This is a genomic window from Pseudomonas sp. MWU15-20650 (assembly GCF_023242475.1).
Classification (GTDB): domain Bacteria; phylum Pseudomonadota; class Gammaproteobacteria; order Pseudomonadales; family Pseudomonadaceae; genus Aquipseudomonas.
Genome location: NZ_JALJFG010000031.1, coordinates 21935 through 44106, shown reverse-complemented (window position 1 = coordinate 44106; position 22172 = coordinate 21935). Strand labels below are relative to the sequence as shown.

Here is a 22172-nt window from a genome sequence, read left to right as displayed (position 1 = left end):
ATTCCTTTTGGTGTCGTGGCCGATAAGTGTAGGAGGGTACGCCCCTGGGTCAACGAGCATGCCCGGCCCTGATAAGTCGCCATAAGCTTGTACTCAGCCTTGCTAGCGTTATGCTACCCGGCAACCGAATTCGAGGAATGAACTGTGAAAGCGTGGATCCTGTTGATGCTGGCCCTGACCTTGCCGATGGCGGCCCAGGCCGAAGAGGCCAAAGAGGGCGAGGCGCCTAAGGTCAGCTATATCAGCCTGACACCGCCGTTCGTGGGCAACTACGGCCTGGACGGCACGGCCAAGCTCAAGGTGTTCAAGGCCGACATCGCCCTGCGCGTGACTGGGCCTGAAGCCGCCGCCGCGGTCAAAGCCAACGATGCGCTGATTCGTAACCAGTTGGTGGCGTTGTTCACTCAGCAGACCAACGAGGCCATGAGCACTGTCGAGGGCAAAGAAAAACTGCGTCAGGAAGCGTTGAAGCAAACGCAGCAAGTGATGAACGATGAGACGGGTAAGCCGATAGTAGAGGATTTGTTGTTCAATAACTTGATTATTCAATAAGTGCAGATTAACTAAGCCTGCGGCTGGTTTGCCGGCCGCAGGCGATAGGCACTTTCAAATAATGGGCAGAGTTATGATTTTTCGATCGGTTGCAGTGGGGCCACCCGGCATCGCCTGGAAAATGAAAAGAGCAGTAAAGGTTTTAGAAATTGTTTCATCACCAGAGCCCCAAGTCTCCCATGCATTTATATATCTTGGGGATACCTCTAAGGGGCGTACCCCAGATAGTTCGATGCTAAATTTCGAATATTCCGGTGGGTATGACGCTCCAAGAAAGTATCTTAAAGTCCTCACTAAGATTTTTGACGAGCCTGGTACAAGAGAGTACTCAAGTTCGATCTTGCCACTGAACCCCCATGGGGCGTACCCGCCTTCTACCGTCATCTTGGTTGGTGTGGTGCTTGGGGCGCTCGCAGTAATGGTTTCAGTTTTTTCAACGTCTTTATCCAACTTCGGTATGTCCGTCATGATCAATCTCCGTTAAGTAAAAAGCATAAAAATTTGCCACTACCCCAATTCTGTTGGTAGCCAATTTCTATGCAGTCATTAGACTTCGTGGAGATGAAGCTTTCTACTGTCATAAGTAACAGTTTTTTATATTCTTTTTTAAATTCTTAATGCCTTTTTATAATTATTTCTCCCCGTGGGACGTCGGCACTTGATGTCGCTCAGCTAAGAATATTGATGATTGTAGTCCACTGGTCGGGCGTAACGGCCATGACCGAAAGCCGGCTGCCCTTTTGCACCAGCGGCATTTCAGCCAGTGCAGTTTGCTGCTTTAGATAGCCGAGCCCCAGCACCTTGGGGAAGGTCTGTACATGGGCGACATCGATCGCACTCCATGGGTTTTTCTCCGGAGTGGCCTTGGCGTCGAAATAGTGGCTTTCTGGTTCTAGCGCAGTGGGGTCCGGGTAGGCGGCTCGAGTGATTTTGCCGATGCCAGCAATGCCCGGCTCGGGGCAACTGGAGTGATAGAAGAAAAACTCGTCGCCGACGGCCATGGCGCGCAGGAAGTTACGCGCTTGATAGTTACGCACCCCGTCCCAGCGGGCTTCGCCGAGTTTTTCCAGGCCCTTGATGGAAAGTTCGTCGGGCTCGGATTTCATCAACCAGTAGGCCATTTTGGGGCTCCTGAAAAAGGCATTGGGCAAGTTGTCGGGCAATTCCATGACAAACCGACAGTCGGTTGGCGTCAAGGTTTGCGTGTTGGTTCACGTTAACGCAGAATGCCGCGATCTTAAGCTTGACGCAGCCGCAACGGACTACTTTTGAACGTTGTTGTCATCGTGTACGAGGTGCCTGAAGGGGGGCAATCGATGCAACGTAAACCGGATTTACTATGGATTTTGGTTATTTTGTTTGGTCTGGGCGTCGTGACCACCGGGTATGCTCAGAGTCTGTGGTCGAACAAGACCGATGCGCCCATTGAACTGGCTCAGCAGCAGCCACATCCGTTCAAGCGTTAATTGGCTTCAAGGCGTCGCTGGCTCCGGCGACGTTTCTGCGACATACCACTGCTTATCGGTGACAGTGCCTGCCAGCGGCACGTCCCAGCTCGCTTGCGCCAAGCGGTCGACCTTCTGACATTCATGGGCCAGCCCCAGTAACGTCGGCTTGCGCCAGTTCTGGCGCCGTGCGAGGTAGGCCAGGCTGCGGTCGTAAAACCCGCCGCCCATGCCCAGGCGTCCACCGGCTTCATCGAACCCCACCAGCGGCAATAACACCAGGTCCAGCGCCCACACTTTGCGTTGCTGGTGGGCATTCACGCGTGGCTCAAGAATACGAAAGCGGTTGGGCAACAACTTATCCCCAGGTCGCACGCGTTGGAACACCATCTTGGTGCGCGGCCAGGCACTGAGCACGGGAAGGTAAGTGGCCTTGCCCCGTCGCTGTGCCGCACGCAGCAGCAGGCGCGGATCGATTTCGCCGTCTGTCGGCAGGTATAAAGAGATGTGTTTGGCTCGGCGAAACAGCGGGTGCTGTGCCAGTTGCCGATACAAGCCCAGGGCGGCTTGGCGCTGTTCGGTCGGCGTGAGGGCTCGACGGGCTTTGCGCAACATGCGTCGAAGTTGCGGACGGGAAAGCGGCGCAGGTTCGGTCATGGCTTTTCGGCTCATAAAACAATGCCAGTCCTGGGACTGGCATTGAGTTTGGGAATTCAGGCTCCCCGACAGAGCCGCTGTCGACTTAGCCCTTGAACCCGAAAGTTCAAGGTGGAAGAAGCAGTAGGCTTTAAGGCTTTCCGTCTAGCGGACATGCACACCAGCCCAACGTGCAACTTCCAGGGTAGTGCGAATCGGCTCAGGGACATCGCCGACTGGCAAACACGCCAGGGAGTGGGGCGAGTATACCTTAAACCGTCTCGGCAATCAGCCCTTGGGTGCGTCTGAGTCGGTGGAAAGCACCAGGTCCACGCGTTCCAGCAGGTCACGCACTTGCTCACGCGTTGAGCCGCTGGCCTGCACGTCAGGTCGTTCCTGCTTATGCAGCAGGTCGTGGGTGATATTCAGCGCGGCCATCACGGCGATGCGGTCGGCGCCGATGACTTTGCCGCTGCTACGGATTTCACGCATCTTGCCATCCAGGTAGCGGGCAGCACTCACCAGGTTGCTACGTTCTTCCTGGGGGCAGATGATCGAATATTCTTTGTCGAGGATCTGCACGGTAACGCTATTGCTTGAACTCATGAGTCTTGCTCCAGGGCCTTCAGGCGCGAAATCATCGATTCGACCTTACGCCGGGCGATTTCGTTTTTTTCAATGAGGTGAGCGCGTTCCTCGCGCCAGGTCTTTTCCTGAGCTAATAGGAGTCCGTTTTGGCTCTTAAGTTGCTCGACCCGATCAATTAGCAGTTCGAGTCTGGCCATCAGCGCTTGCAGGTCGGTGTCTTCCATTGGGTTCCACTGGATTTGTCTGATGAATGGCAACTGCAGGATAAACGATCTGACGCCCTCGATAGTCTTGGTGCGTCTGCCGGTGCTAGGATACAACGCTCCATTCTAGACATTGCGCCGTCTGGCGCCTAGCTCACCATGCCTATTCAGAACTCCCCGTACGACGCTTTTTCCAAACTGCTGAGCTCCAGTGGTCATCCTTGCTCGCCTGCCGAACTGCACGGTGTGTTGTTGGGCCGCAGTTGCACCGGTGTGGGCTTTGACGCCGACAACTGGCTGGCTGATGTGGCCGAGCTGCTGGAAACCGAACCGACCGAGAACGTGCGCAACGCGTTGATCGGCCTGCAAGAGATGGTCAAGGGTGAACTCACCGGTGATGACGTCACCGTGGTGCTGCTACTGCCGACCGACGACGCCCCGCTGACCGAGCGTGCTGCCGCGCTGGGCCAATGGTGCCAGGGTTTCCTTCACGGCTTTGGCGTGAACGCCGGTGGCCTGGAACTGAGCACCGACGCCAAGGAAGTGCTGCAGGATCTGGCGGCCATCTCTCAGGTGCAAGATGCCCTGGAAGAGTCCGAAGACGGCGAAGGCGACTACATGGAAGTCATGGAGTACCTGCGCGTCGCGCCGCTGCTGCTGTTCACCGAGACCAAGAAGTCCGCTGAGCCGGCCGCAGCCAAGCCATCGTTGCACTGAAAAAGGAAACCCATCTGCCCATGATTCATATCCCGAAAGCGGAATACACCCGTCGCCGCAAGGCGCTCATGGCGCAGATGGAACCCAACAGCATCGCGATCCTGCCGGCCGCCGCCGTGGCGATCCGCAACCGTGACGTGGAGCACGTCTATCGCCAGGATAGCGACTTCCAGTACCTGAGCGGTTTTCCCGAGCCGGAAGCGGTGATCGTGCTGATGCCTGGTCGCCAGCATGGCGAGTACGTGCTGTTCTGTCGCGAACGCAATGCCGAGCGCGAATTGTGGGACGGCCTGCGCGCCGGCACTGAAGGCGCGATCCGTGACTTTGGCGCTGATGATGCGTTCCCTATCACCGATATCGACGACATCCTGCCCGGCCTGATCGAAGGTCGCGACCGGGTGTATTCGGCCATGGGCAGTAACGCCGAGTTCGACCGGCACTTGATGGAGTGGATCAACGTGATCCGCTCTAAGGCGCACCTCGGTGCCCAGCCGCCGAACGAATTCGTTGCCCTGGATCACCTGCTTCACGATATGCGCCTGTATAAATCGGCGGCAGAAGTGAAGGTGATGCGCGAGGCCGCGCGAATTTCCTGTGCTGCCCATGTACGGGCGATGCAGGCCAGCCGTGCCGGCTTGCATGAGTTCAGCCTGGAGGCGGAGCTCGATTACGAATTCCGCAAGGGCGGTGCGAAAATGCCGGCCTATGGCTCTATCGTCGCCGCCGGACGCAACAGCTGCATCCTGCATTACCAACAGAATGACGCGTTGCTCAAGGACGGCGACCTGGTACTGATTGACGCCGGTTGTGAGATCGACTGCTACGCCAGCGACATCACCCGCACCTGGCCGGTCAACGGCAAGTTCTCGCCTGAGCAAAAGGCGATCTACGAGATTGTGCTGGCTTCTCAGGAAGCCGCCTTCGAGCAGATCGCGCCGAACAAGCATTGGAACCAGGCGCATGAGGCGACCGTGCAGGTCATCACTGCCGGGTTGGTGAAGCTGGGGTTGCTGCAAGGTGATATTGACGAGTTGATTGCCAGCGAAGCCTACCGCGCCTTCTATATGCACCGCGCTGGCCATTGGCTGGGCATGGATGTGCATGACGTGGGCGAGTACAAGGTCGGCGGTGAATGGCGTGTGCTGGAAGTCGGCATGGCCTTGACCGTGGAGCCGGGAATCTACATTTCGCCGGATAACCAGAACGTGGCAAAGAAATGGCGTGGCATTGGCGTACGCATCGAGGACGACGTGGTAGTGACCAAGCAAGGCTGTGAAATTCTGACCGGTGGCGTGCCCAAGACCGTTGCCGAGATCGAAGCGCTGATGGCGGCTGCCCGATGAGCCGGGTCAACCTGGCGATTATCGGCGGTGGCCTGGTGGGCGCCAGCCTGGCGCTGGCATTGCAGGCCGGGGCCAAGGCACGGGGCTGGAAGATCGTGCTGATCGAACCGTTTGCACCGGGTGACAGCTACCAGCCAAGCTACGACGCGCGCTCTTCGGCGCTGTCGTTTGGCGCCCGCCAGATTTACCAGCGGCTGGGCCTGTGGCAGGCCATTTCCCACCGCGCCGAGCCCATCAAGCAGATTCATGTGTCGGACCGTGGGCGCTTTTCCACCGCACGTTTGTCTGCGATGGAGGAAGGCGTGCCGGCCCTGGGCTATGTGGTGGAAAACGCCTGGCTCGGCCAATGCCTGTGGCAAGGCTTGGACAAGGACGTGGTGAGCTGGCGCTGCCCGGCAGAAGTCACGCGCATGGAGCCGCTGCCCGATGGCTACCGCCTGACCCTCAACGATGAAACCGTGCTGGAATGCGACCTGGCGGTACTGGCTGATGGCGGCCGTTCCGGCCTGCGCGAGCAACTGGGTATCGGCGTGAAAACCCGGCCTTACAACCAGAGCGCGTTGATCGCCAACATCACCCCCAGCGAAGCCCACAATGGCGAAGCCTTCGAGCGCTTTACCGATGAAGGCCCGATGGCGTTGTTGCCGCTGCCGGACAACCGCTGCGCACTGGTCTGGACCCGTATTGGCATGGACGCCCAGCGCCTGGCCAGTCTGGATGAACGCAGTTTCTTGAGTGAATTGCAGAGCGTGTTCGGTTATCGCCTGGGGACCTTGAAGCAAGTGGGCGCGCGCCATCTGTATCCGCTGACCCTGGTGGAAGCGGAAGAGCAAGTGCGCTCGCACCTGGCGATCCTCGGTAATGCGGCCCATAGCCTGCATCCGATTGCCGGGCAGGGTTTCAACCTCTCCCTGCGCGATGCCAATGCCTTGGCCGAAGCCTTGCTGGCCGGGCCGCAAGTGCCGGGTGACCTGGCGACCTTGCAAAGCTATCGCGAACGCCAGCGCCTGGACCAGCAACTCACCGTGGGCTTCTCCGATCAGGTGACGCGCCTGTTTGGCAGTGCCCAGCCGTTGGTGGCACTGGGCCGAAACATGGGCTTGCTTGGCCTGGACCTGTTACCACCGGCCAAACGCTGGTTCGCTCGTCAGGCGATGGGCCTGGGCACGCGCCCCGATGTTTGAGACTGCCCAATACTTAATTCGCGGCCTGTGCCGCACACGAGACAAGGCTTAAAGCATGGACATGCGCGCAGATGTGCTGATTGTCGGGGCCGGAATGGTCGGAAGCGCCCTGGCGCTGGCGTTGCAGGGCAGTGGCCTGCAGGTGCTGCTGCTCGACGGCAGCCCATTGAGCGTCAAGCCGTTTGAACCGGATGCGGCATTTGAACCGCGGGTGAGTGCTTTGTCGGCTGCCAGCCAACGCATTCTTGAGCGCCTTGGCGTATGGGACGGCATCGTTGGGCGACGCGCCAGCCCGTATGGTGAGATGCAGGTCTGGGACGGCAGCGGCACCGGGCAGATCCACTTTTCGGCGGCCAGCGTACATGCCGAGGTCCTTGGGCATATCGTCGAAAACCGTGTGGTCCAGGATGCCTTGCTGGATCGCTTGCACGACTGCGACCTGGGCTTGCTGGCCAATGCTCGCCTGGAACAGATGCGCCGTTCCGGCGATGACTGGCTGCTCACCCTGGCCGATGGTCGTACCTTACGTGCACCGCTGGTGGTCGCCGCCGACGGCGCCAACTCCGCCGTACGCCGCCTGACGGGCACCGCGACCCGCGAATGGGATTACCTGCATAACGCCATCGTTACCAGCGTGCGCAGCAGCCAGCCGCACCAGCGCACCGCGTGGCAACGCTTTACCGATACCGGCCCGCTGGCATTCCTGCCGTTGGTGCGTGATGGGCAGGAGGATTGGTGTTCGATTGTCTGGTCGACCACACCGGCTGAATCCACACGCCTCATGGCGCTGGATGATGAAAGCTTCTGCCGGGAACTGGAGCGTGCGTTTGAGGGGCGACTGGGTACTGTGGTCAGCGCGGATCCGCGTGTCTGCGTGCCGTTGCGCCAGCGCCATGCCAAACGCTATGTCGCCGAGGGGCTGGCATTGATCGGCGATGCGGCGCATGTCATCCATCCGTTGGCGGGGCAGGGCGTAAACCTGGGGTTCCTTGATGCGGCGGTACTGGCCGAAGCGCTGTTGGCGGCGACCGAGCGCGGTGAACGCTTGGCAGACGTGAAGGTCTTGAGTCGTTACGAGCGTCGGCGCATGCCCCATAACCTGGCGTTGATGGCGGCGATGGAGGGCTTTGAACGGCTGTTTCAGGCCGATCAGTTGCCCTTGCGCTGGCTACGCAATGCCGGCTTGAAGATGGTCGACCAGATGCCGGAGGCCAAGGCTGTTTTTGTGCGTCAGGCGTTGGGTTTGAGCGGGGATCTGCCGGATCTGGCTAAGCCCTGAGGCACTTGTGCAACATCTGGTAACGCCTCCGCTGAGCGTTACCAAATGTGAGTCCTTATCATTTGCCTTCTTTTTGCAAATGAGAGACCGCACCCATGTTGGCACCCAAGCGCCTCCTGACTGCCTTGGCACTCACTCTTATCGGCAGTACCACCGTGCAGGCGGCCGACGAAGTCGTGGTCTACTCCTCGCGCATCGACGAGCTGATCAAGCCGGTATTTGACGCCTACACCCAGAAAACGGGCGTGCAGGTGAAGTTCATCACCGACAAGGAAGCCCCACTGATGCAGCGCATCAAGGCCGAGGGCGAAAACGCCACGGCTGACCTGCTGCTCACCGTCGACGCCGGCAACCTCTGGCAGGCTGAGCAAATGGGCATCCTGCAGCCGTTCACTTCCGCCGTCATCGACAAGAATATCCCTCTGCAATATCGCTCATCGGCCCACGCCTGGACCGGCTTGAGCCTGCGCGCGCGCACCATTGCCTATTCCACTGACCGGGTAAAACCGGGTGACCTGACCACCTATGAAGCCTTGGCCGATAAGCAGTGGGAAGGCCGCCTGTGCCTGCGCACGGCAAAGAAGGTCTATAACCAGTCGCTGACCGCCACCCTGATCGAAACCCATGGTGCGGCCAAGACCGAAGAGATCGTCAAGGGCTGGGTCAATAACCTGTCCACCGACGTGTTCTCCGACGATATCGCCGTGCTGGAAGCCATCAACGCCGGGCAATGCGACGTCGGTATCGTCAACACCTATTACTACGGGCGCTTGCACAAGCAGAAGCCGGACCTGGCAGTGAAGCTGTTCTGGCCGAACCAGGGCGACCGTGGCGTGCATGTGAACCTGTCGGGTATCGGCCTGACCCAGCACGCGCCGCACCCCGAGGCAGCCAAGGCGCTGGTGGAGTGGATGACCACGCCTGAGGCGCAGAAGATCTTTGCCGATGTGAACCAGGAATTCCCGGCCAACCCGGCGGTGCCGCCATCGGCGGAGGTGGCGACCTGGGGCAAGTTCGTGGCGGATACCCTACCGGTAGAAGTGGCGGGCAAGCGCCAGGCTGAAGCTATCCGCCTGATGGACCGCGCTGGCTGGAACTGAATGTGTAAATTGTCACCGCTCTAAATGTGCGAGGGGGCAAGCCCCTCCCACATTGTTTTGTGTTTGTCTCGAATAGTCTGTTCATAGAGAGCCTTTCCTTGGCCCACCCCGCCCAATGCCGCTGGTACCTGCCGGTCTTCACCGTTGCCGCCTTGGTGCTGCTGCCACTGAGCGTGCTGTTGCTGTCTTGGCAAAGCATCGACCAACCGATCTGGTCCCATCTCTGGGAAACCCAGATGCCCCGTCTGCTGGGCAATACGTTGACCCTGGTACTGGGTGTAGGTGTCGGTGTAACGCTGCTGGGCGTGAGCCTGGCCTGGCTGACCAGCCTTTGTGAGTTTCCCGGGCGGCGCTGGCTCGACTGGGCATTGATGCTGCCCTTTGCGATTCCGGCCTATGTGCTGGCCTTCGTATTCGTGGGCCTGCTGGATTTCGCCGGGCCGGTGCAAACCCTGTTGCGCGAATGGTTCGGCACGGGGCTGCGCTTGCCGAGGGTGCGTTCCACCAGCGGTGTCATCATCGTCCTGGTGCTGGTGTTTTATCCCTATGTTTACCTGCTGGCACGTACCGCGTTTCTGGCCCAGGGCAAAGGCTTGATGGAAGCGGCGCGGGTGCTGGGGCAATCACCCTGGCAGGCGTTCTGGCGTGTGGCGTTACCAATGGCACGGCCTGCGATTGGCGCTGGCGTAGCCTTGGCGTTGATGGAGACCCTCGCGGATTTCGGTGCCGTCTCGGTGTTCAATTTCGACACCTTCACCACGGCCATCTACAAGACGTGGTATGGCTTTTTCAGCCTGTCCAGCGCCGCCCAACTGGCCAGCCTGCTGCTGCTGGTGGTGATGCTGGTGTTATACGGCGAGCGCCGCGCCCGTGGCGCAGTCCGCCCTGGCAACGAGCGCCCGCGTGGCAAGGCGCTGTACCACCTGCGCGGCTGCAAGGCGGTGGCGGCCAGTAGTTGGTGTGGCCTGGTGTTCGCCTGCGCTTTTGTCATCCCCATGCTGCAACTCGTCGCCTGGTTCTGGCAGCGCGGTCGCTTCGACCTGGATGAGCGCTATACGGGATTGATCGTGCACACGCTCTATCTGGGCGGCATCGCGGCGCTGATCACGGTCAGCGTGGCGTTGATCTTGGCCTTTGCCAACCGTCTGGCGCCGACCCGGGCGATTCGTTCCGGTATCAGTCTGGCCAATGTCGGTTATGCCTTGCCCGGTTCGGTGCTGGCGGTGTCGATCATGCTGGCGTTCAGTTACCTGGATCGCGAGTTGGTGGTGCCGCTGTCCGGGTGGTTAGGTGGTGCGGGCAAGCCATTGCTGCTGGGCAGCCTGTCGGCATTGGTGTTGGCGTATCTGGTGCGTTTCCTGGCGGTGGCCTATGGGCCGCTGGAGAGCAGCCTGGCGCAAATCCGCCCGTCGTTGCCCGAAGCTGCACGTAGCCTGGGTGTGAGCGGCCCGCGACTGTTTTGCAAAGTGTATCTGCCGTTGTTGCTGCCGGGCACGCTGAGCGCGGCGCTGCTGGTGTTTGTCGATGTGCTCAAGGAAATGCCCGCGACCCTGCTGATGCGCCCGTTCGGCTGGGACACCCTGGCGGTACGCATCTTTGAAATGACCAGCGAAGGGGAATGGGCGCGGGCTTCTCTGCCCGCGCTGACCCTTGTGCTGGTTGGGTTATTGCCGGTCATCGGGCTGATCCGTCGCTCTGCCCGACAAATCGGTTAGGTGCCAGTCCTACGGCTTGCGGCTACAATGCGCGGCATTCGGTGCGCGCCGTATTTCGGATCGACTCGCTGCGAGTGGCTGTGAGCCTTGTTATTCAAGGTCTCCAGCGCAAGCGGCAACTCTGCGCACCTTCGCCAAGCCCGGAAGGAGAAACCCATGGGACAGCGTACGCCTTTGTATGACCTGCATCTCGCCCTCGGCGCGAAAATGGTCGATTTTGGCGGTTGGGATATGCCTTTGCATTACGGCTCGCAAGTTGAAGAGCACCATCAGGTGCGACGCGACTGCGGGGTGTTCGATGTATCTCATATGACCGTGATCGATGTCACCGGCCCTCAGGCCAAGGAATGGCTCCAGCACCTGCTGGCCAATGATGTCGATCGATTGCACGGCTGCGGCCGCGCGCTTTACAGCGCCATGCTCAACGAGCAGGGCGGGGTGGTGGATGACATGATCGTCTACCGTACCGAAACCGGTTATCGACTGGTGGTCAACGCTGCCACCCGCGACCAGGACCTGGCTTGGATGCAGGCGCAACTGGGCCGCTACCAGGTGCAACTGCAGGAGCGCTCGGAGTTGGCCATGCTAGCCATCCAAGGTCCCCATGCCCGGCAGAAAATCGCCGAACTGGTGACTCAGTCGCGTGGCACCCTGATCCACCAGCTCAAGCCTTTTGAAGGGCAGGCCGATGGCGACTGGTTTATCGCCCGCACGGGCTACACCGGCGAAGATGGCTTGGAGATTGTCCTGCCTGCCGATCAGGCCCCAGGTTTTTTCAACGACCTGGTGGGCGCGGGTATTTCTCCGATCGGACTCGGGGCCCGCGATACGTTGCGCCTGGAAGCGGGCATGAACCTGTATGGTCAGGATATCCACCAGGCCGTTTCGCCCCTGGCGGCCAACATGGCCTGGAGCATTGCCTGGGAACCTGCCGAGCGAAATTTCATCGGGCGCACCGCGCTGCAAGCAGAGCTGGCGGCGGGTGTGCAGTTCAAATTGGTAGGGCTGGTACTGGAGGAACGTGGAGTTTTACGCGCTCACCAGGTGGTTCGTATCGCCAATGTTGGCGAAGGGGAGATCACCAGTGGTAGTTTCTCTCCTACGCTGAGCAAATCCATTGCCTTGGCGCGTGTACCGACGGCCACCGCCGATCGGGCCGAAGTGGAAATCCGCGGCAAGTGGTACCCGGTTCGAGTGGTCAAGCCGACCTTCGTGCGCCATGGTAAAACCTTGATCTAACCTATTTCCGGCAGGCCGAAGGCCGCTGACATTTCTTTTTGAGGACACAGACTATGAGCGATATCCCTGCCGACCTGCGTTTTGCCGAAAGCCACGAATGGGCGCGCCTGGAAGCTGACGGCACTGTGACCGTCGGTATTTCCGACCATGCTCAAGAAGCATTGGGTGATGTGGTGTTTGTCGAGCTGACCGAAGTCGGCAACGTGTTTGGCGCAACTGACCAGGCGGGTGTGGTTGAGTCGGTGAAGGCTGCTTCGGATATCTACTCGCCGATTGCTGGCGAAGTGATCGCGGTGAACGAGGCCCTGAGCAGCGAGCCTGAGCTGTTGAACTCCGACCCCTACGGCGCCTGGATCTTCAAGCTCAAGCCAAGCAACCCGGCTGACCTGGAAAAGCTGCTGGATGCTGCCGGCTACAAAGCCGCTATCGGCGAGTAAACGCAAAACCCATGTGGGAGGGGGCTTGCTCCCGATAGCAGTGTGAAGTCAGCTCACCTGTAGCTGATGACACCGCCATCGGGAGCAAGCCCCCTCCCACATTGAGTCATCAGCTTGCTTTCAATACTGCTTTAACCGCTGCTACAGACCGCTCCACGTCCGCTTCTGTCATCGCCGTGAACATCGGCAACGACACGATCAAACGCCCAACACGCTCTGCCACCGGGAACATGCCTTCCTTGAACCCCTGTGCCCGATACAGGCTCAGCAGGTGGATTGGCGGGTAGTGATAGCCAATGCCAACGCCGTGTTCCTTCATTTGCTCCATGAACGTCGCGCGTGCCGGCTTACCGTCTTTACGTTCAGGCAGTACCAGCTGGAACAGGTGCCAGTTGCTGTTTTCGAAGTCTGCGGGTGGCAGTTGCGCACCATACTTCTCTTCAAAGTCACTGCCGAAGCACTTGAAGTAATGACGTGCCAGGTTCTGGCGATGTGCAGTGATCTGCTCAATATGGGCAAACTGCCCCAGGCCGATGGTTGCGGCGATATCGGTCATATTGAACTTGCCGCCCAATACATCCACATCCAGACCGTCGAAGCCGGTACGCGTAACGCCCTGCAGGCGATATTTCTCTGCCAGGGTGGCTTCCTCGGCGTTATTCAACACCAGGCAGCCCCCTTCCGACGAGGTGATGTTCTTGTTCGCCTGGAAGCTGAACGATACGAAGTCGCCGGTTGCGCCGATACGCTCGCCATCCCAGCTGGAGCCCAGGGCCTGGGCGGCATCTTCGACGATGCGTAGGTTGTACTTGTTGGCCAGTGCATAAAGCATGGGCATGTCCAGGGGCAAACCGGCCAGGTAGACCGGGATGATCGCCTTGGTTCGCGGGGTGATTGCAGCTTCAACCTGGGCCAGGTCGATGTTACGGGTCACCGGGTCGATATCGGCAAAGACGGGAGTGGCGCCTACTTCGAGGATCACGTTGGCCGTGGCGACCCAAGAGATCGGGGTGGTGATGACTTCATCCCCTGGCCCGATACCGGCGATGCGCAAGGCAATCTCCATGGTGCAGGTGCCGGAGTTGAAGGTACGTACTGGGCGGCCGCCGAAGTATTCCGACAGCTGCGCTTCGAACGCCTGCACTTTCGGCCCGCTGGTGATCCAGCCGGAACGCAGAACATCGCCGACCGCCGAGATGGTGGCTTCATCAATGGTAGGTTTGGAGAACGGCAGAAAGGGCTGTTGGCTCATGACGAAGAAGGCATCCGTTTCAGGTAGGCGATGAGTAATAAACGTGTCAGTACCGCATGGTTACACGGTTTGACTGAATATAGCCTGTCATCTGTGAATGAATCGTCACCCTCTGGATAAAAATGCCGCTTCGGCCGCGGCATCCACGGGAATTGAGTCAGAAGGAAACGCGGGCCTCAAGAAACACATTCTGCTCCTTGAGTTTGCCCTTGAGCTGCTCGTCGCGAGCATTGATACGGTTGGCGAAAGTATTGTAGCCGGTTTCAATCCTGCCCATGTCCACGTAGCGCCAGCCTGCGCCCAGGGTCACGATTTCGCTGACCTTGGCATCCAGCCCAAGGCCCACGTTGTAGGCAAAGTTGTGTTGGCGATTGTTGGCGAAGCGACGGGTGGTATTGGTCTGATAACCCTCGGTATCGATCCGGGCCAACCCTACACCGGCCATCCCGTAAAACGATAGCCACTCGTTGATCGGAATGTCTTTATAGCCGTTCAGCATCAGACGCTGGCTGTCGGTCTGCAGGTTATTGACGTTGGCGTTGAACGGTGACCAATGGGACTTGAAGTTCGAGTGACTGGGTGTGGTGTACTCACCTTCCAGGCGCCAGCCGTCGGCAAACGCATAACCCATGGCGAATGACCCGGTAAACGTCTTGCTGCTATCGGGGGCCGATACCCTGTCTGTGACGCGAGGGCTGGTCAGTAGCGAGCTGGACAGGTTCTGGCGGGCACTGTTGAGCTTTGCCGACCCGTACCAGCTTTCCGCCTGGGCGTATGGGGTGGCAATCGCCGCGAGCAGCAGGGCGCAGGAGAGTTTTTGCATAGTCATCGACTCACTTGGTCTAAAGGGAGTCGATAGCTTGTTGCGCGGCACGCGGGTGGTTCGACCGGACTTTTCCTGTTCGAGCACTTAATCGCCAGCTTTGGCTGTAGGACATCCGGGCAAAAAAATGCCGCTCCCAAAGAGCGGCATTTTTTTACGCGGCGGTATTACTCGGCAGCAATGGCGTTTTTCGCCAGGATCGCGTTGGCCAGTTCCATATCCGTGGCCTTGAGGCCAGGGTTATCGGCACGGACTTTCTGCATGGCCGCTTCCAGGTAGGGGCCGCGAATGCCACCGTCGCTGGCAACGAAGCTGCCTGCGTCGTCTTGGGCGGCAACCACCAGCTTATGGTCCTTGAACGTCAGGTACGTCGAGCCGGTAGTGGCGCCCGACGAGATGACATTGCGCCAGAAACTGTCGGCCATGGCTGAGCCGACAGGAAGGGAAAGCACAGCGAGGGTTGCGACAGCATATTTGAGACGCATGATGGGTGACTCCGATGGGTTATCTGTACATTTTGATTGTAGTTAACCCAATCGAGTTCCATCACCGACTAAACAGTTTCAACCTTCAGAACCACCCCCTCCAGGCCAATCACGCGTACTTGAGCGCCTGCCGGTGTGTCGGAGCCGGCCACCATCCAGACGCCATCACCGACTTTAACCTTGCCCCGGCCATCCACAATGGCCTGATGGACAACGAAGGTACGACCGATCAGCTCTGCCCCCCGCTCGTTCAGCCCCGGTTGGTCGCTGACTTTTGCGCTGCTGCGTTGGCGTTTCCACCAGTACACCGCCGTCAATATGGACAGCACGGCGAACAGCAGCAACTGCCATTCGAGCCCCAGCGGCGGCACCAGGAACTTGATCACACCCACGGCGGCCGCGGCGATCCCCATCCACAGCAGGTAGCCACCGGCGCCGAACACCTCAAGAATCAGCAACACGGTGCCCAGTGCCAGCCAGTCCCAGAACGACAGATGCTGCAGGAAATCCCACATGGCGGCGGCCTCAGCCTTTCTTGTTGTCAAAAGTCGCTTTCACGATCTCGCCGATACCACCCACGGCACCAATCACCTGGCTGGCTTCCAGCGGCATCAGGATCACTTTGCTGTTGTTGGCTGAGGCCAGCTTGCCCAATGCATCGATGTATTTTTGCGCGACGAAGTAGTTGATCGCCTGCACGTTACCGGTAGCGATCGCTTCGGAGACGACCTGGGTCGCACGAGCCTCTGCTTCTGCCTGACGTTCACGGGCCTCAGACTCCAGAAACGCAGCTTGGCGACCACCCTCGGCTTCAAGGATCTGCGCCTGCTTCTTGCCTTCGGCTGTCAGGATCGCTGAGGCCCGCAGGCCCTCGGCCTCGAGGATCTGTGCACGCTTGATCCGCTCGGCTTTCATCTGGCCGGACATGGCGGCCATCAGGTCGGCAGGCGGGCTGATGTCCTTGATCTCGATACGGGTGATCTTGATACCCCACGGAGCCGTGGCTTCATCGACGGTGCGCAGCAGTTTTTCGTTGATGCCATCGCGCTGGCTCAGCATCGCATCCAGCTCCATGGAGCCCAGGACGGTGCGGATATTGGTTTGCAGCAGGTTGCGGATGGCGTGCTCGAGGTTGTTGACCTCGTAGGCGGCCTGGGCGGTGTTGACCACCTGGAAGAAGCATACGGCGTCGATCTGCACGGTGGCGTTGTCGGCGGTGATGACTTCCTGGGGTGGGATATCCAGCACGCTTTCCATCACGTTGATCTTGCGACCAATACGGTCCATGACCGGGATGATGATGTTGAGGCCGGGTTTGAGGGTGTTGGTGTAGCGGCCGAAACGTTCGACTGTCCACTGGTAGCCCTGGGGCACCACTTTAAAACCCATGAACAGGATGGCTACGGCCAAACCCACGAAAAGAAGCAGTACGGTTCCGATCTGCATAACGATTCCCTATCTGAAGGTGTCAGTGAAACGACGTGCGGCCGATTGTAACGGTCCGGTCACGGATAAGGACGGTTTGACGGCCTATCAATAAAATCATTTGTTTCTGAATCCCCAGGCGTTACCCGTAATACCTCTGCCATCGTTGTCAGCCCGGCGTTCATTTTGTCGATGCCGGCCATTCGCAGGCTGCCCATGCCTTGTGCCAGTGCCGTACGGCGTAGCGCCTGTACATCTGCGCCGGGGGTGATCAGCGCCTTGAGTGCTTCGTCCATGACCATGATTTCGTAGAGCCCGGCCCTGCCTCGATAACCACTGTCACGACACTCCACGCAGCCTATGGCTTCGTAGGTCTGAGCGTCTTCTCTACCCTGTGGGCGTTTGCAATGGGGGCACAGCACCCGTACCAGGCGCTGCGCCATCACTCCTATCAGCGTAGCCTTGATCAAATAATGAGCAATGCCCAGTTCCTGTAGGCGGCTGATAGCGCTGGGCGCATCGTTGGTGTGCAGGGTCGAAAGCACCAGGTGCCCGGTCAGGGCGGCCTGGATTGCCATCTCGGCGGTTTCCTGGTCGCGAATCTCGCCGATCATGATGATGTCCGGGTCTTGGCGTAGCAGCGCCCGGACGCCGCTGGCGAAGGTCAGGTCGATGTTGTGCTGTACCTGCATTTGATTGAAGGTCGGCTCGACCATTTCGATCGGGTCTTCCACCGTGCACAGGTTGACCTCCCGAGTCGCCATTTGCTTGAGGGTGGTATAGAGAGTGCTGGTCTTGCCCGAGCCGGTCGGGCCTGTGACCAGGATGATGCCATTGGCCTGGCGGGTCATCGCGTGCCAGCGCTGCTGGTCTTCGCTCGACAAGCCAAGCTGGTCGAATTCCTTGAGCAGCACCTGGGGGTCAAAAATCCGCATCACCAGTTTTTCGCCAAATACCGTCGGTAGGGTCGAAAGACGCAGTTCTACCTCGTCGCCCGCCGGGCTTTTAGTCTTGACGCGGCCGTCCTGGGGTTTGCGTTTCTCTGCCACATTCATGCGTCCGAGGCTTTTCAAGCGGCTGACGACTGCCGTGGTGACCTGGGGTGGAAACTGATAGGCGTCATGCAACAGCCCATCAATGCGAAAGCGCACACGACCCTGTTCACGGCAGGGTTCGATATGGATATCGCTGGCCCGTTGGCCGAACGCGTACTGCAACAGCCAGTCGACGATGTTGACGATATGCGCGTCATTGGCATCTGGCTCCTTATCGCTGGCGCCAAGGTTCAGCAGTTCGACATTGCCAGGCGCGGCCATCTTTTGATCGGCGCCACTGACTGACTTGGCCAACCGATAAAACTCGTTGATGCAGTGCTGGATGTCCTGAGGGTTGGCAACCACTCGCTTGATCGTACGTTTGAGCACTTGTGAGAGCCCGGCCTCCCAACTGCTGATGTAGGGTTGGGCACTGGCGACCGTCACGCTCTGTGTATCCACGGCTACCGCCAGAATAACGTGACGCAAGGCGAAGGCATGGGACATCAATGGCACGACTGCCGCCACGTCGATTTTCAGTGGGTCGATGCGCAGATAAGGCTGCCCGACATGCCGTGCAAGCCATTGCGTCAAGGTTTCCAGGCACAGTCCTTCGGCGGCGATGGCCTCCAGAGGATGCTGGGTGGACGATACCGTCGACAATCTCTGCGCGGCTTGCTCGGTAATAAGACCCTGCTCGACCAGCGCGGGCAACAATTGATGCAGTTCCAAACGGTGATCGGGCAAGGCCGTGGACATGAACGTTTTCCGGGGGGTATTGGGTGTATTTCCAGGCTAGCCAGGCCCTGGAAATCCTCCTCCCGGTGTGTATTGCAGGCTTTTACCGAGCTGTCGTGGCCACCGCCTGAGGCCGCACGGAATCAGCCGGCCAGAGCTCCAGCGAGCAAACGCTGATCAGGTTTCGAATCTTTTCACCGATCACCTGAGCGCGGTGCCAGCTCAAGCCGTCCATCAGGATATCAATGCTCAGCAGGTCTTCTTCGCGGTTTACGTTGACCTGCTTCGGCGTCAGGAACTGCAGCGCAAAATAGTTGAGCAGCCGGCACAGCACATCCGGTTCTGCCTCGGCGATGATCCGATAATGCGCGTGGCAGTGAGCACTATTGACGGCCCACGCATCAACGCGGGTAGCAGGGTAGGCGGTTTCGACGGCATGCATGCTGACTCTCCAGATTCGACTGGAGAAATTTTTACATTCGTCAGGGGAGATTTCTTATCTAAAATGAGCAAGTTTTGCTGATAATAGAATCAAGCAATTCAAGATTGGCATAATCAAAGGTATTTCTATGCACAGTGAGTTGGACGCTTACGACCGCCGTATCCTGGCCCTGCTGCAGGAGGATGCCTCGCTCTCCAGTGCGCAGATTGCCGAGCAGGTCGGCTTGTCGCAGTCACCGTGCTGGCGACGTATTCAGCGGCTCAAGGAGGAGGGGGTCATCCGTGGTCAAGTCACCCTGCTGGACCGCAAGAAAATTGGCCTCAACACGCAAATTTTCGCCGAGGTGAAACTCAACGCCCACGGCCGCTCCAACTTCACCGAGTTCACCGACGCCATTCGAGGGTTTCCGGAAGTGTTGGAGTGTTATGTGTTGATGGGGGCGGTGGATTTTCTACTGCGCATCGTCACGTCGGACATCGAGGCGTACGAGCGGTTCTTCTTCGAGAAGCTGTCGATGGTGCCGGGGATTCAGGAGGTCAACTCGATTGTGGCTTTATCGGAGATCAAGTCCACCACCAGCCTGCCAGTCTTGCGCTGACAGGGCCGGCCTCATCGGGGCATACACAACTTTTGAAGGCAGTCTATTTCCCTGTGGCGAGCGGGCTTGCCCCGCGCAGGGTTGCGCAGCAGCCCCAAAAGCTGTCTCTGCGGAGTATCGGGTACCCCGCATTCGGGGCAAGCCCCCTTCCACAGGTTGATTGGCGCATACAGCCAGCGTGGGAGGGGCTTGTTCCCGATGGCGAGATTACAGACGCAACAAGGTCTTCCACGCGCGGTTCTGATACACCGCAATCGCCTGATGCATACGCGCATCGAGCGATTCATCGGTGATCGGCTGGTTGGCCAGTTGCGCCAACTTGTTGAGCTCGCCGTACAAGCGGTCCAGTTCCGGAATGTCCACCACATGACGCGCATGGTGCAGCCAGGCCTGGATGCGTTCGATGCGCGGCAGTTGCTCGGCCAGGTCTTCCGGTTGCTGTTGGTAGCGCGGCAGTTGCAGGGCCACGGCGTCGTCGGCCAGCAGGCGTGGCAGCCAGTTGGTGATTTGCGCAGCCCCCTGGCGGTTGCCGCGCACGTTGCGCTCGGCGGTCCAGGTACGGGCCAGCAGCCAGCGTGAGGTGTTCAGTGAGAACAGGCCCCAGCGCACGTCTTCCAACTCTTCGACGAACTGCTCTGGCGCGGCTTTGCGAATGTCTTCATCGTCGTCACCGGCCTGGACCAGCGGGCGCCAGTCCTCCAGTAGGGCATCCAGTGCACTGCGCAGTTCGCTGGTGGATTGACGCGGTGCGGCCTGGCCGAGGCTGCCGATCAGGGCACGCAGTTCGCCGAGGTTTTCCACCCAATCCTGCAGCAGGCGCCAGTGGCCGTTGAAACGGTATTGTTCGGCCAGGCGCTGGCTGCTGCCCAGCAGGTGCCACATGATTGCGGCGAAAGCGTCGTCCAACGGCATTTCAGCCTGCAGTTGCGGTGCCGGCAAGCTCAGGGAATAGCTGCTGGCGTCATACAGGCGGTAGCCGCGCTCAGCCTTGCTGATATCACACGGCATCAGGGCCAGGGTCGCGGCCAGTTCCGCAGCCAGTTCCAGCAGGGCTGCCGGTTCGCCTTCGCGCAATTCCAGTTCCAGCTCGCAGATTTCTTCTTTCTGCTTGCCGACCACCACATGGCCCAGGTCCAGGGCGGCTTCGATCACCACCTTGGCCTTGCCACGGCCCCAGGCGATTTCGGCGCGTTCACGCACGAAGTCGGTGGTGAAGATCGGCTTGAGGGTCTTTTTGTCCAGCTCGGCCAGTTGCTCAGGCCAGCATTCGCCGTCGAGTTTCTTTACGTCGAGCTTGGCTTTGGGCAGGTCCCAGTTGTACTCGTTGCGTTCCGACAAGCCGGCAACGCTTTGGCCACGGGTCTTGAGGGTCTGGATGATTGCGTCACCGTCCTTGCGCAGGCGCAGGGCCACCTTGGCCTGGGCCAGGTCGCGCTCGGGGGTATCGAAGTACTGGTTCATCAACTCACGGCGTTCCCAGCCACTTTTGTTGCGTTTTTTCAGTAGCGGGTGCTCACGCAGCGCGGCGAGTGTTTCGCGGCTGACGCGGAGCTTGATTTCGGTTTCTTTCTGCATGGCCGGAAAATCCAGGATCGGGAGCGCAGCCGGGGAAAAGAGTGGCTGCCAAGGCCGTGCAGTGTACAGGACTGAGCCCGGCAACGCGCCGCAACGGTTTATTGTGTCGTGCAGATGGCTCTATAGTGGGGCTCATCCGTGAAGTTGAGAGACCGCGCATGCCATTACCCTCGATGAAAGAGCAGTTTGCTGCATTGATTGCCGCGCCTTCGGTCAGCTGTACCCAAGCGTCTCTCGACCAGACCAACCGCCCGGTAATCGATTTGCTCGCTGGCTGGCTGGGCGACTTGGGCTTCGCCATTGATATCCAACACGTCAGCCCCGGCAAGTTCAACCTATTGGCCAGCTTCGGCAGTGGCCCGGGTGGCCTGGTGTTGGCCGGCCATAGCGATACCGTTCCTTATGACGCCGCACTGTGGAAGACCGACCCGCTCAAGCTGACGGAAGTTGACGGCCGCTGGGTAGGATTGGGCAGTTGCGACATGAAGGGTTTTTTCGCGCTGGCCATTGAAGCCGTATTACCGCTGCTGGATCAGCCGTTCAAGCAACCGCTGCTGATCCTTGCCACCTGCGACGAAGAAAGCTCCATGTCCGGCGCCCGCGCATTGGCGGCTGCCGGGCGCCCGCTGGGGCGTGCCGCGGTGATTGGGGAGCCGACCGGCCTCAAGCCGATTCGGCTGCATAAAGGCGTGATGATGGAGCGCATCGACATCCTCGGCCGTAGCGGCCATTCGTCGGACCCGAGCCTGGGCCACAGTGCCCTGGAAGCCATGCATGACGCCATCGGCGAACTGCGGGGCCTGCGCCTGGCCTGGCAGCGCGAGTACCGCAATCCGCAATTCAGCGTGCCACAGCCGACGCTGAACCTTGGTTGCATTCATGGGGGGGACAATCCCAACCGCATCTGCGGCCAGTGTTCCCTGGAATTTGACCTGCGGCCGCTGCCGGGAATGGATCCCCAGGTGCTGCGCGACGCCATTCGTCAGAAGCTCGAACCCCTGGCCGAACGCCATAAAGTCAAGATTGATTACGCGCCGTTGTTCCCTGAAGTGCCGCCCTTCGAGCAACCGGAAGACACCGAACTGGTGCGGGTTGCGGAGCGATTGACCGGTCATCGTGCTGAAGCAGTAGCGTTCGGCACCGAAGCGCCTTATCTTCAGCGCCTTGGTTGCGAAACCCTGGTCCTTGGCCCTGGCGATATTGACTGCGCCCACCAGCCGGGTGAATACCTCGAAATGTCACGCTTGACGCCTACAGTGCGTCTATTGCGAGAGTTGATCGAACATTACTGCCTGAAACCTGCATAAATTAACCCCTGCCCATTCGTACATAAGGAGAGCGAGCGTGTCGCCAAGCCTGTTC

The 22172-nt window shown here is 59.4% G+C and carries 25 protein-coding genes and 1 other RNA gene; 12 read left to right on the top strand and 14 right to left on the bottom strand.

The window, feature by feature from the left end:
* The first annotated feature begins 144 nt into the window (after positions 1 to 144).
* The gene (locus tag M5B43_RS20710) at positions 145 to 552 is read left to right on the top strand and encodes a flagellar basal body-associated protein FliL (protein WP_248751853.1); all 408 of its coding nucleotides are present in this window, start codon (positions 145 to 147) and stop codon (positions 550 to 552) included.
* A gap of 54 nt (positions 553 to 606) precedes the next feature.
* Here M5B43_RS20710 and M5B43_RS20705 read toward each other — a convergent pair whose 3' ends face one another.
* Together M5B43_RS20705 and M5B43_RS20700 are read right to left on the bottom strand one after the other, a co-directional pair.
* Positions 607 to 1020, bottom strand: coding sequence for a hypothetical protein (locus M5B43_RS20705; RefSeq protein ID WP_248751852.1), 414 nt, complete (start codon positions 1018 to 1020; stop codon positions 607 to 609).
* Positions 1021 to 1220: 200 nt separating this feature from the next.
* The gene (locus M5B43_RS20700; RefSeq protein ID WP_248751851.1) at positions 1221 to 1673 is read right to left on the bottom strand and encodes an EVE domain-containing protein; all 453 of its coding nucleotides are present in this window, start codon (positions 1671 to 1673) and stop codon (positions 1221 to 1223) included.
* 147 nt (positions 1674 to 1820) lie between these two features.
* Between M5B43_RS20700 and M5B43_RS20695 the strand changes: the two genes are divergently transcribed.
* On the top strand, positions 1821 to 2018 hold the full coding sequence (locus M5B43_RS20695) for a hypothetical protein (protein ID WP_248751885.1): 198 nt from the start codon (positions 1821 to 1823) through the stop codon (positions 2016 to 2018).
* 6 nt (positions 2019 to 2024) lie between these two features.
* On the opposite strand, the gene M5B43_RS20690 is transcribed toward M5B43_RS20695, so the two are convergent.
* The 4 genes from M5B43_RS20690 to M5B43_RS20675 form a co-directional block, all read right to left on the bottom strand.
* Positions 2025 to 2654, bottom strand: a complete 630-nt coding sequence (locus M5B43_RS20690; protein WP_248751883.1) for a 5-formyltetrahydrofolate cyclo-ligase — start codon at positions 2652 to 2654, stop codon at positions 2025 to 2027.
* Positions 2655 to 2712: 58 nt separating this feature from the next.
* A non-coding RNA gene (gene ssrS / locus M5B43_RS20685) (6S RNA) lies at positions 2713 to 2891 on the bottom strand.
* A 30-nt stretch (positions 2892 to 2921) separates the two neighbouring features.
* Complete coding sequence (locus M5B43_RS20680; protein WP_005792389.1) at positions 2922 to 3239, bottom strand: cell division protein ZapA; 318 nt, start codon at positions 3237 to 3239, stop codon at positions 2922 to 2924.
* A complete protein-coding gene (locus M5B43_RS20675) occupies positions 3236 to 3445 on the bottom strand; it encodes a TIGR02449 family protein (protein WP_003177365.1) in 210 nt (69 codons plus the stop codon). The genes M5B43_RS20680 and M5B43_RS20675 overlap by 4 nt, the downstream gene beginning before the upstream one ends.
* A 138-nt stretch (positions 3446 to 3583) precedes the next feature.
* Here M5B43_RS20675 and M5B43_RS20670 point away from each other — a divergent pair, with 138 nt between their 5' ends.
* From M5B43_RS20670 to gcvH, 8 genes are all read left to right on the top strand, one after another.
* A complete protein-coding gene (locus tag M5B43_RS20670) occupies positions 3584 to 4141 on the top strand; it encodes a YecA family protein (RefSeq protein WP_110620387.1) in 558 nt (185 codons plus the stop codon).
* Positions 4142 to 4161: 20 nt separating this feature from the next.
* Positions 4162 to 5484: a Xaa-Pro aminopeptidase gene (gene pepP / locus M5B43_RS20665; protein ID WP_248751850.1), complete on the top strand. Its 1323-nt coding sequence runs from the start codon at positions 4162 to 4164 to the stop codon at positions 5482 to 5484.
* Positions 5481 to 6668: a 2-octaprenyl-6-methoxyphenyl hydroxylase gene (gene ubiH / locus M5B43_RS20660; protein ID WP_248751849.1), complete on the top strand. Its 1188-nt coding sequence runs from the start codon at positions 5481 to 5483 to the stop codon at positions 6666 to 6668. Before pepP ends, ubiH begins: the two co-directional genes overlap by 4 nt.
* Positions 6669 to 6729: 61 nt before the next feature.
* Positions 6730 to 7947, top strand: coding sequence for a 2-octaprenyl-3-methyl-6-methoxy-1,4-benzoquinol hydroxylase (locus tag M5B43_RS20655; protein ID WP_248751882.1), 1218 nt, complete (start codon positions 6730 to 6732; stop codon positions 7945 to 7947).
* Between the two features lie 95 nt (positions 7948 to 8042).
* A complete protein-coding gene (locus M5B43_RS20650; protein ID WP_248751848.1) occupies positions 8043 to 9047 on the top strand; it encodes an extracellular solute-binding protein in 1005 nt (334 codons plus the stop codon).
* 98 nt (positions 9048 to 9145) lie between these two features.
* On the top strand, positions 9146 to 10762 hold the full coding sequence (locus tag M5B43_RS20645; protein ID WP_248751847.1) for an iron ABC transporter permease: 1617 nt from the start codon (positions 9146 to 9148) through the stop codon (positions 10760 to 10762).
* 156 nt (positions 10763 to 10918) lie between these two features.
* A complete protein-coding gene (gcvT, locus tag M5B43_RS20640) occupies positions 10919 to 12001 on the top strand; it encodes a glycine cleavage system aminomethyltransferase GcvT (protein ID WP_248751846.1) in 1083 nt (360 codons plus the stop codon).
* Between the two features lie 53 nt (positions 12002 to 12054).
* The gene (gcvH, locus tag M5B43_RS20635) at positions 12055 to 12438 is read left to right on the top strand and encodes a glycine cleavage system protein GcvH (protein WP_248751845.1); all 384 of its coding nucleotides are present in this window, start codon (positions 12055 to 12057) and stop codon (positions 12436 to 12438) included.
* 109 nt (positions 12439 to 12547) lie between these two features.
* Here gcvH and M5B43_RS20630 read toward each other — a convergent pair whose 3' ends face one another.
* The 7 genes from M5B43_RS20630 to M5B43_RS20600 all read right to left on the bottom strand — a co-directional run bounded on the left by M5B43_RS20630 (position 12548) and on the right by M5B43_RS20600 (position 18637).
* A complete protein-coding gene (locus M5B43_RS20630) occupies positions 12548 to 13690 on the bottom strand; it encodes a DegT/DnrJ/EryC1/StrS aminotransferase family protein (protein WP_248751844.1) in 1143 nt (380 codons plus the stop codon).
* A 157-nt stretch (positions 13691 to 13847) separates the two neighbouring features.
* Entirely contained in the window at positions 13848 to 14519 is a 672-nt protein-coding gene (locus tag M5B43_RS20625; protein ID WP_248751843.1) for an outer membrane beta-barrel protein, read from the bottom strand.
* Between the two features lie 161 nt (positions 14520 to 14680).
* Positions 14681 to 14998: a DUF2388 domain-containing protein gene (locus M5B43_RS20620; protein WP_057440438.1), complete on the bottom strand. Its 318-nt coding sequence runs from the start codon at positions 14996 to 14998 to the stop codon at positions 14681 to 14683.
* A gap of 68 nt (positions 14999 to 15066) precedes the next feature.
* Positions 15067 to 15513: an NfeD family protein gene (locus M5B43_RS20615; RefSeq protein ID WP_248751842.1), complete on the bottom strand. Its 447-nt coding sequence runs from the start codon at positions 15511 to 15513 to the stop codon at positions 15067 to 15069.
* A 10-nt stretch (positions 15514 to 15523) separates the two neighbouring features.
* Positions 15524 to 16444 (bottom strand): SPFH domain-containing protein, encoded by a 921-nt coding sequence (locus M5B43_RS20610; RefSeq protein WP_024077991.1) that lies wholly within the window; start codon positions 16442 to 16444, stop codon positions 15524 to 15526.
* 59 nt (positions 16445 to 16503) lie between these two features.
* Positions 16504 to 18216 (bottom strand): type II/IV secretion system protein, encoded by a 1713-nt coding sequence (locus M5B43_RS20605; RefSeq protein WP_248751841.1) that lies wholly within the window; start codon positions 18214 to 18216, stop codon positions 16504 to 16506.
* A gap of 82 nt (positions 18217 to 18298) precedes the next feature.
* The gene (locus M5B43_RS20600) at positions 18299 to 18637 is read right to left on the bottom strand and encodes a hypothetical protein (protein WP_248751840.1); all 339 of its coding nucleotides are present in this window, start codon (positions 18635 to 18637) and stop codon (positions 18299 to 18301) included.
* 127 nt (positions 18638 to 18764) lie between these two features.
* Between M5B43_RS20600 and M5B43_RS20595 the strand changes: the two genes are divergently transcribed.
* Positions 18765 to 19235, top strand: a complete 471-nt coding sequence (locus tag M5B43_RS20595; protein ID WP_010207358.1) for an Lrp/AsnC family transcriptional regulator — start codon at positions 18765 to 18767, stop codon at positions 19233 to 19235.
* 207 nt (positions 19236 to 19442) lie between these two features.
* Here M5B43_RS20595 and M5B43_RS20590 read toward each other — a convergent pair whose 3' ends face one another.
* Entirely contained in the window at positions 19443 to 20810 is a 1368-nt protein-coding gene (locus M5B43_RS20590) for a CYTH domain-containing protein (RefSeq protein ID WP_248751839.1), read from the bottom strand.
* 158 nt (positions 20811 to 20968) lie between these two features.
* Here M5B43_RS20590 and argE point away from each other — a divergent pair, with 158 nt between their 5' ends.
* Positions 20969 to 22117: an acetylornithine deacetylase gene (argE, locus tag M5B43_RS20585; RefSeq protein ID WP_248751838.1), complete on the top strand. Its 1149-nt coding sequence runs from the start codon at positions 20969 to 20971 to the stop codon at positions 22115 to 22117.
* Positions 22118 to 22172: the final 55 nt, after the last annotated feature.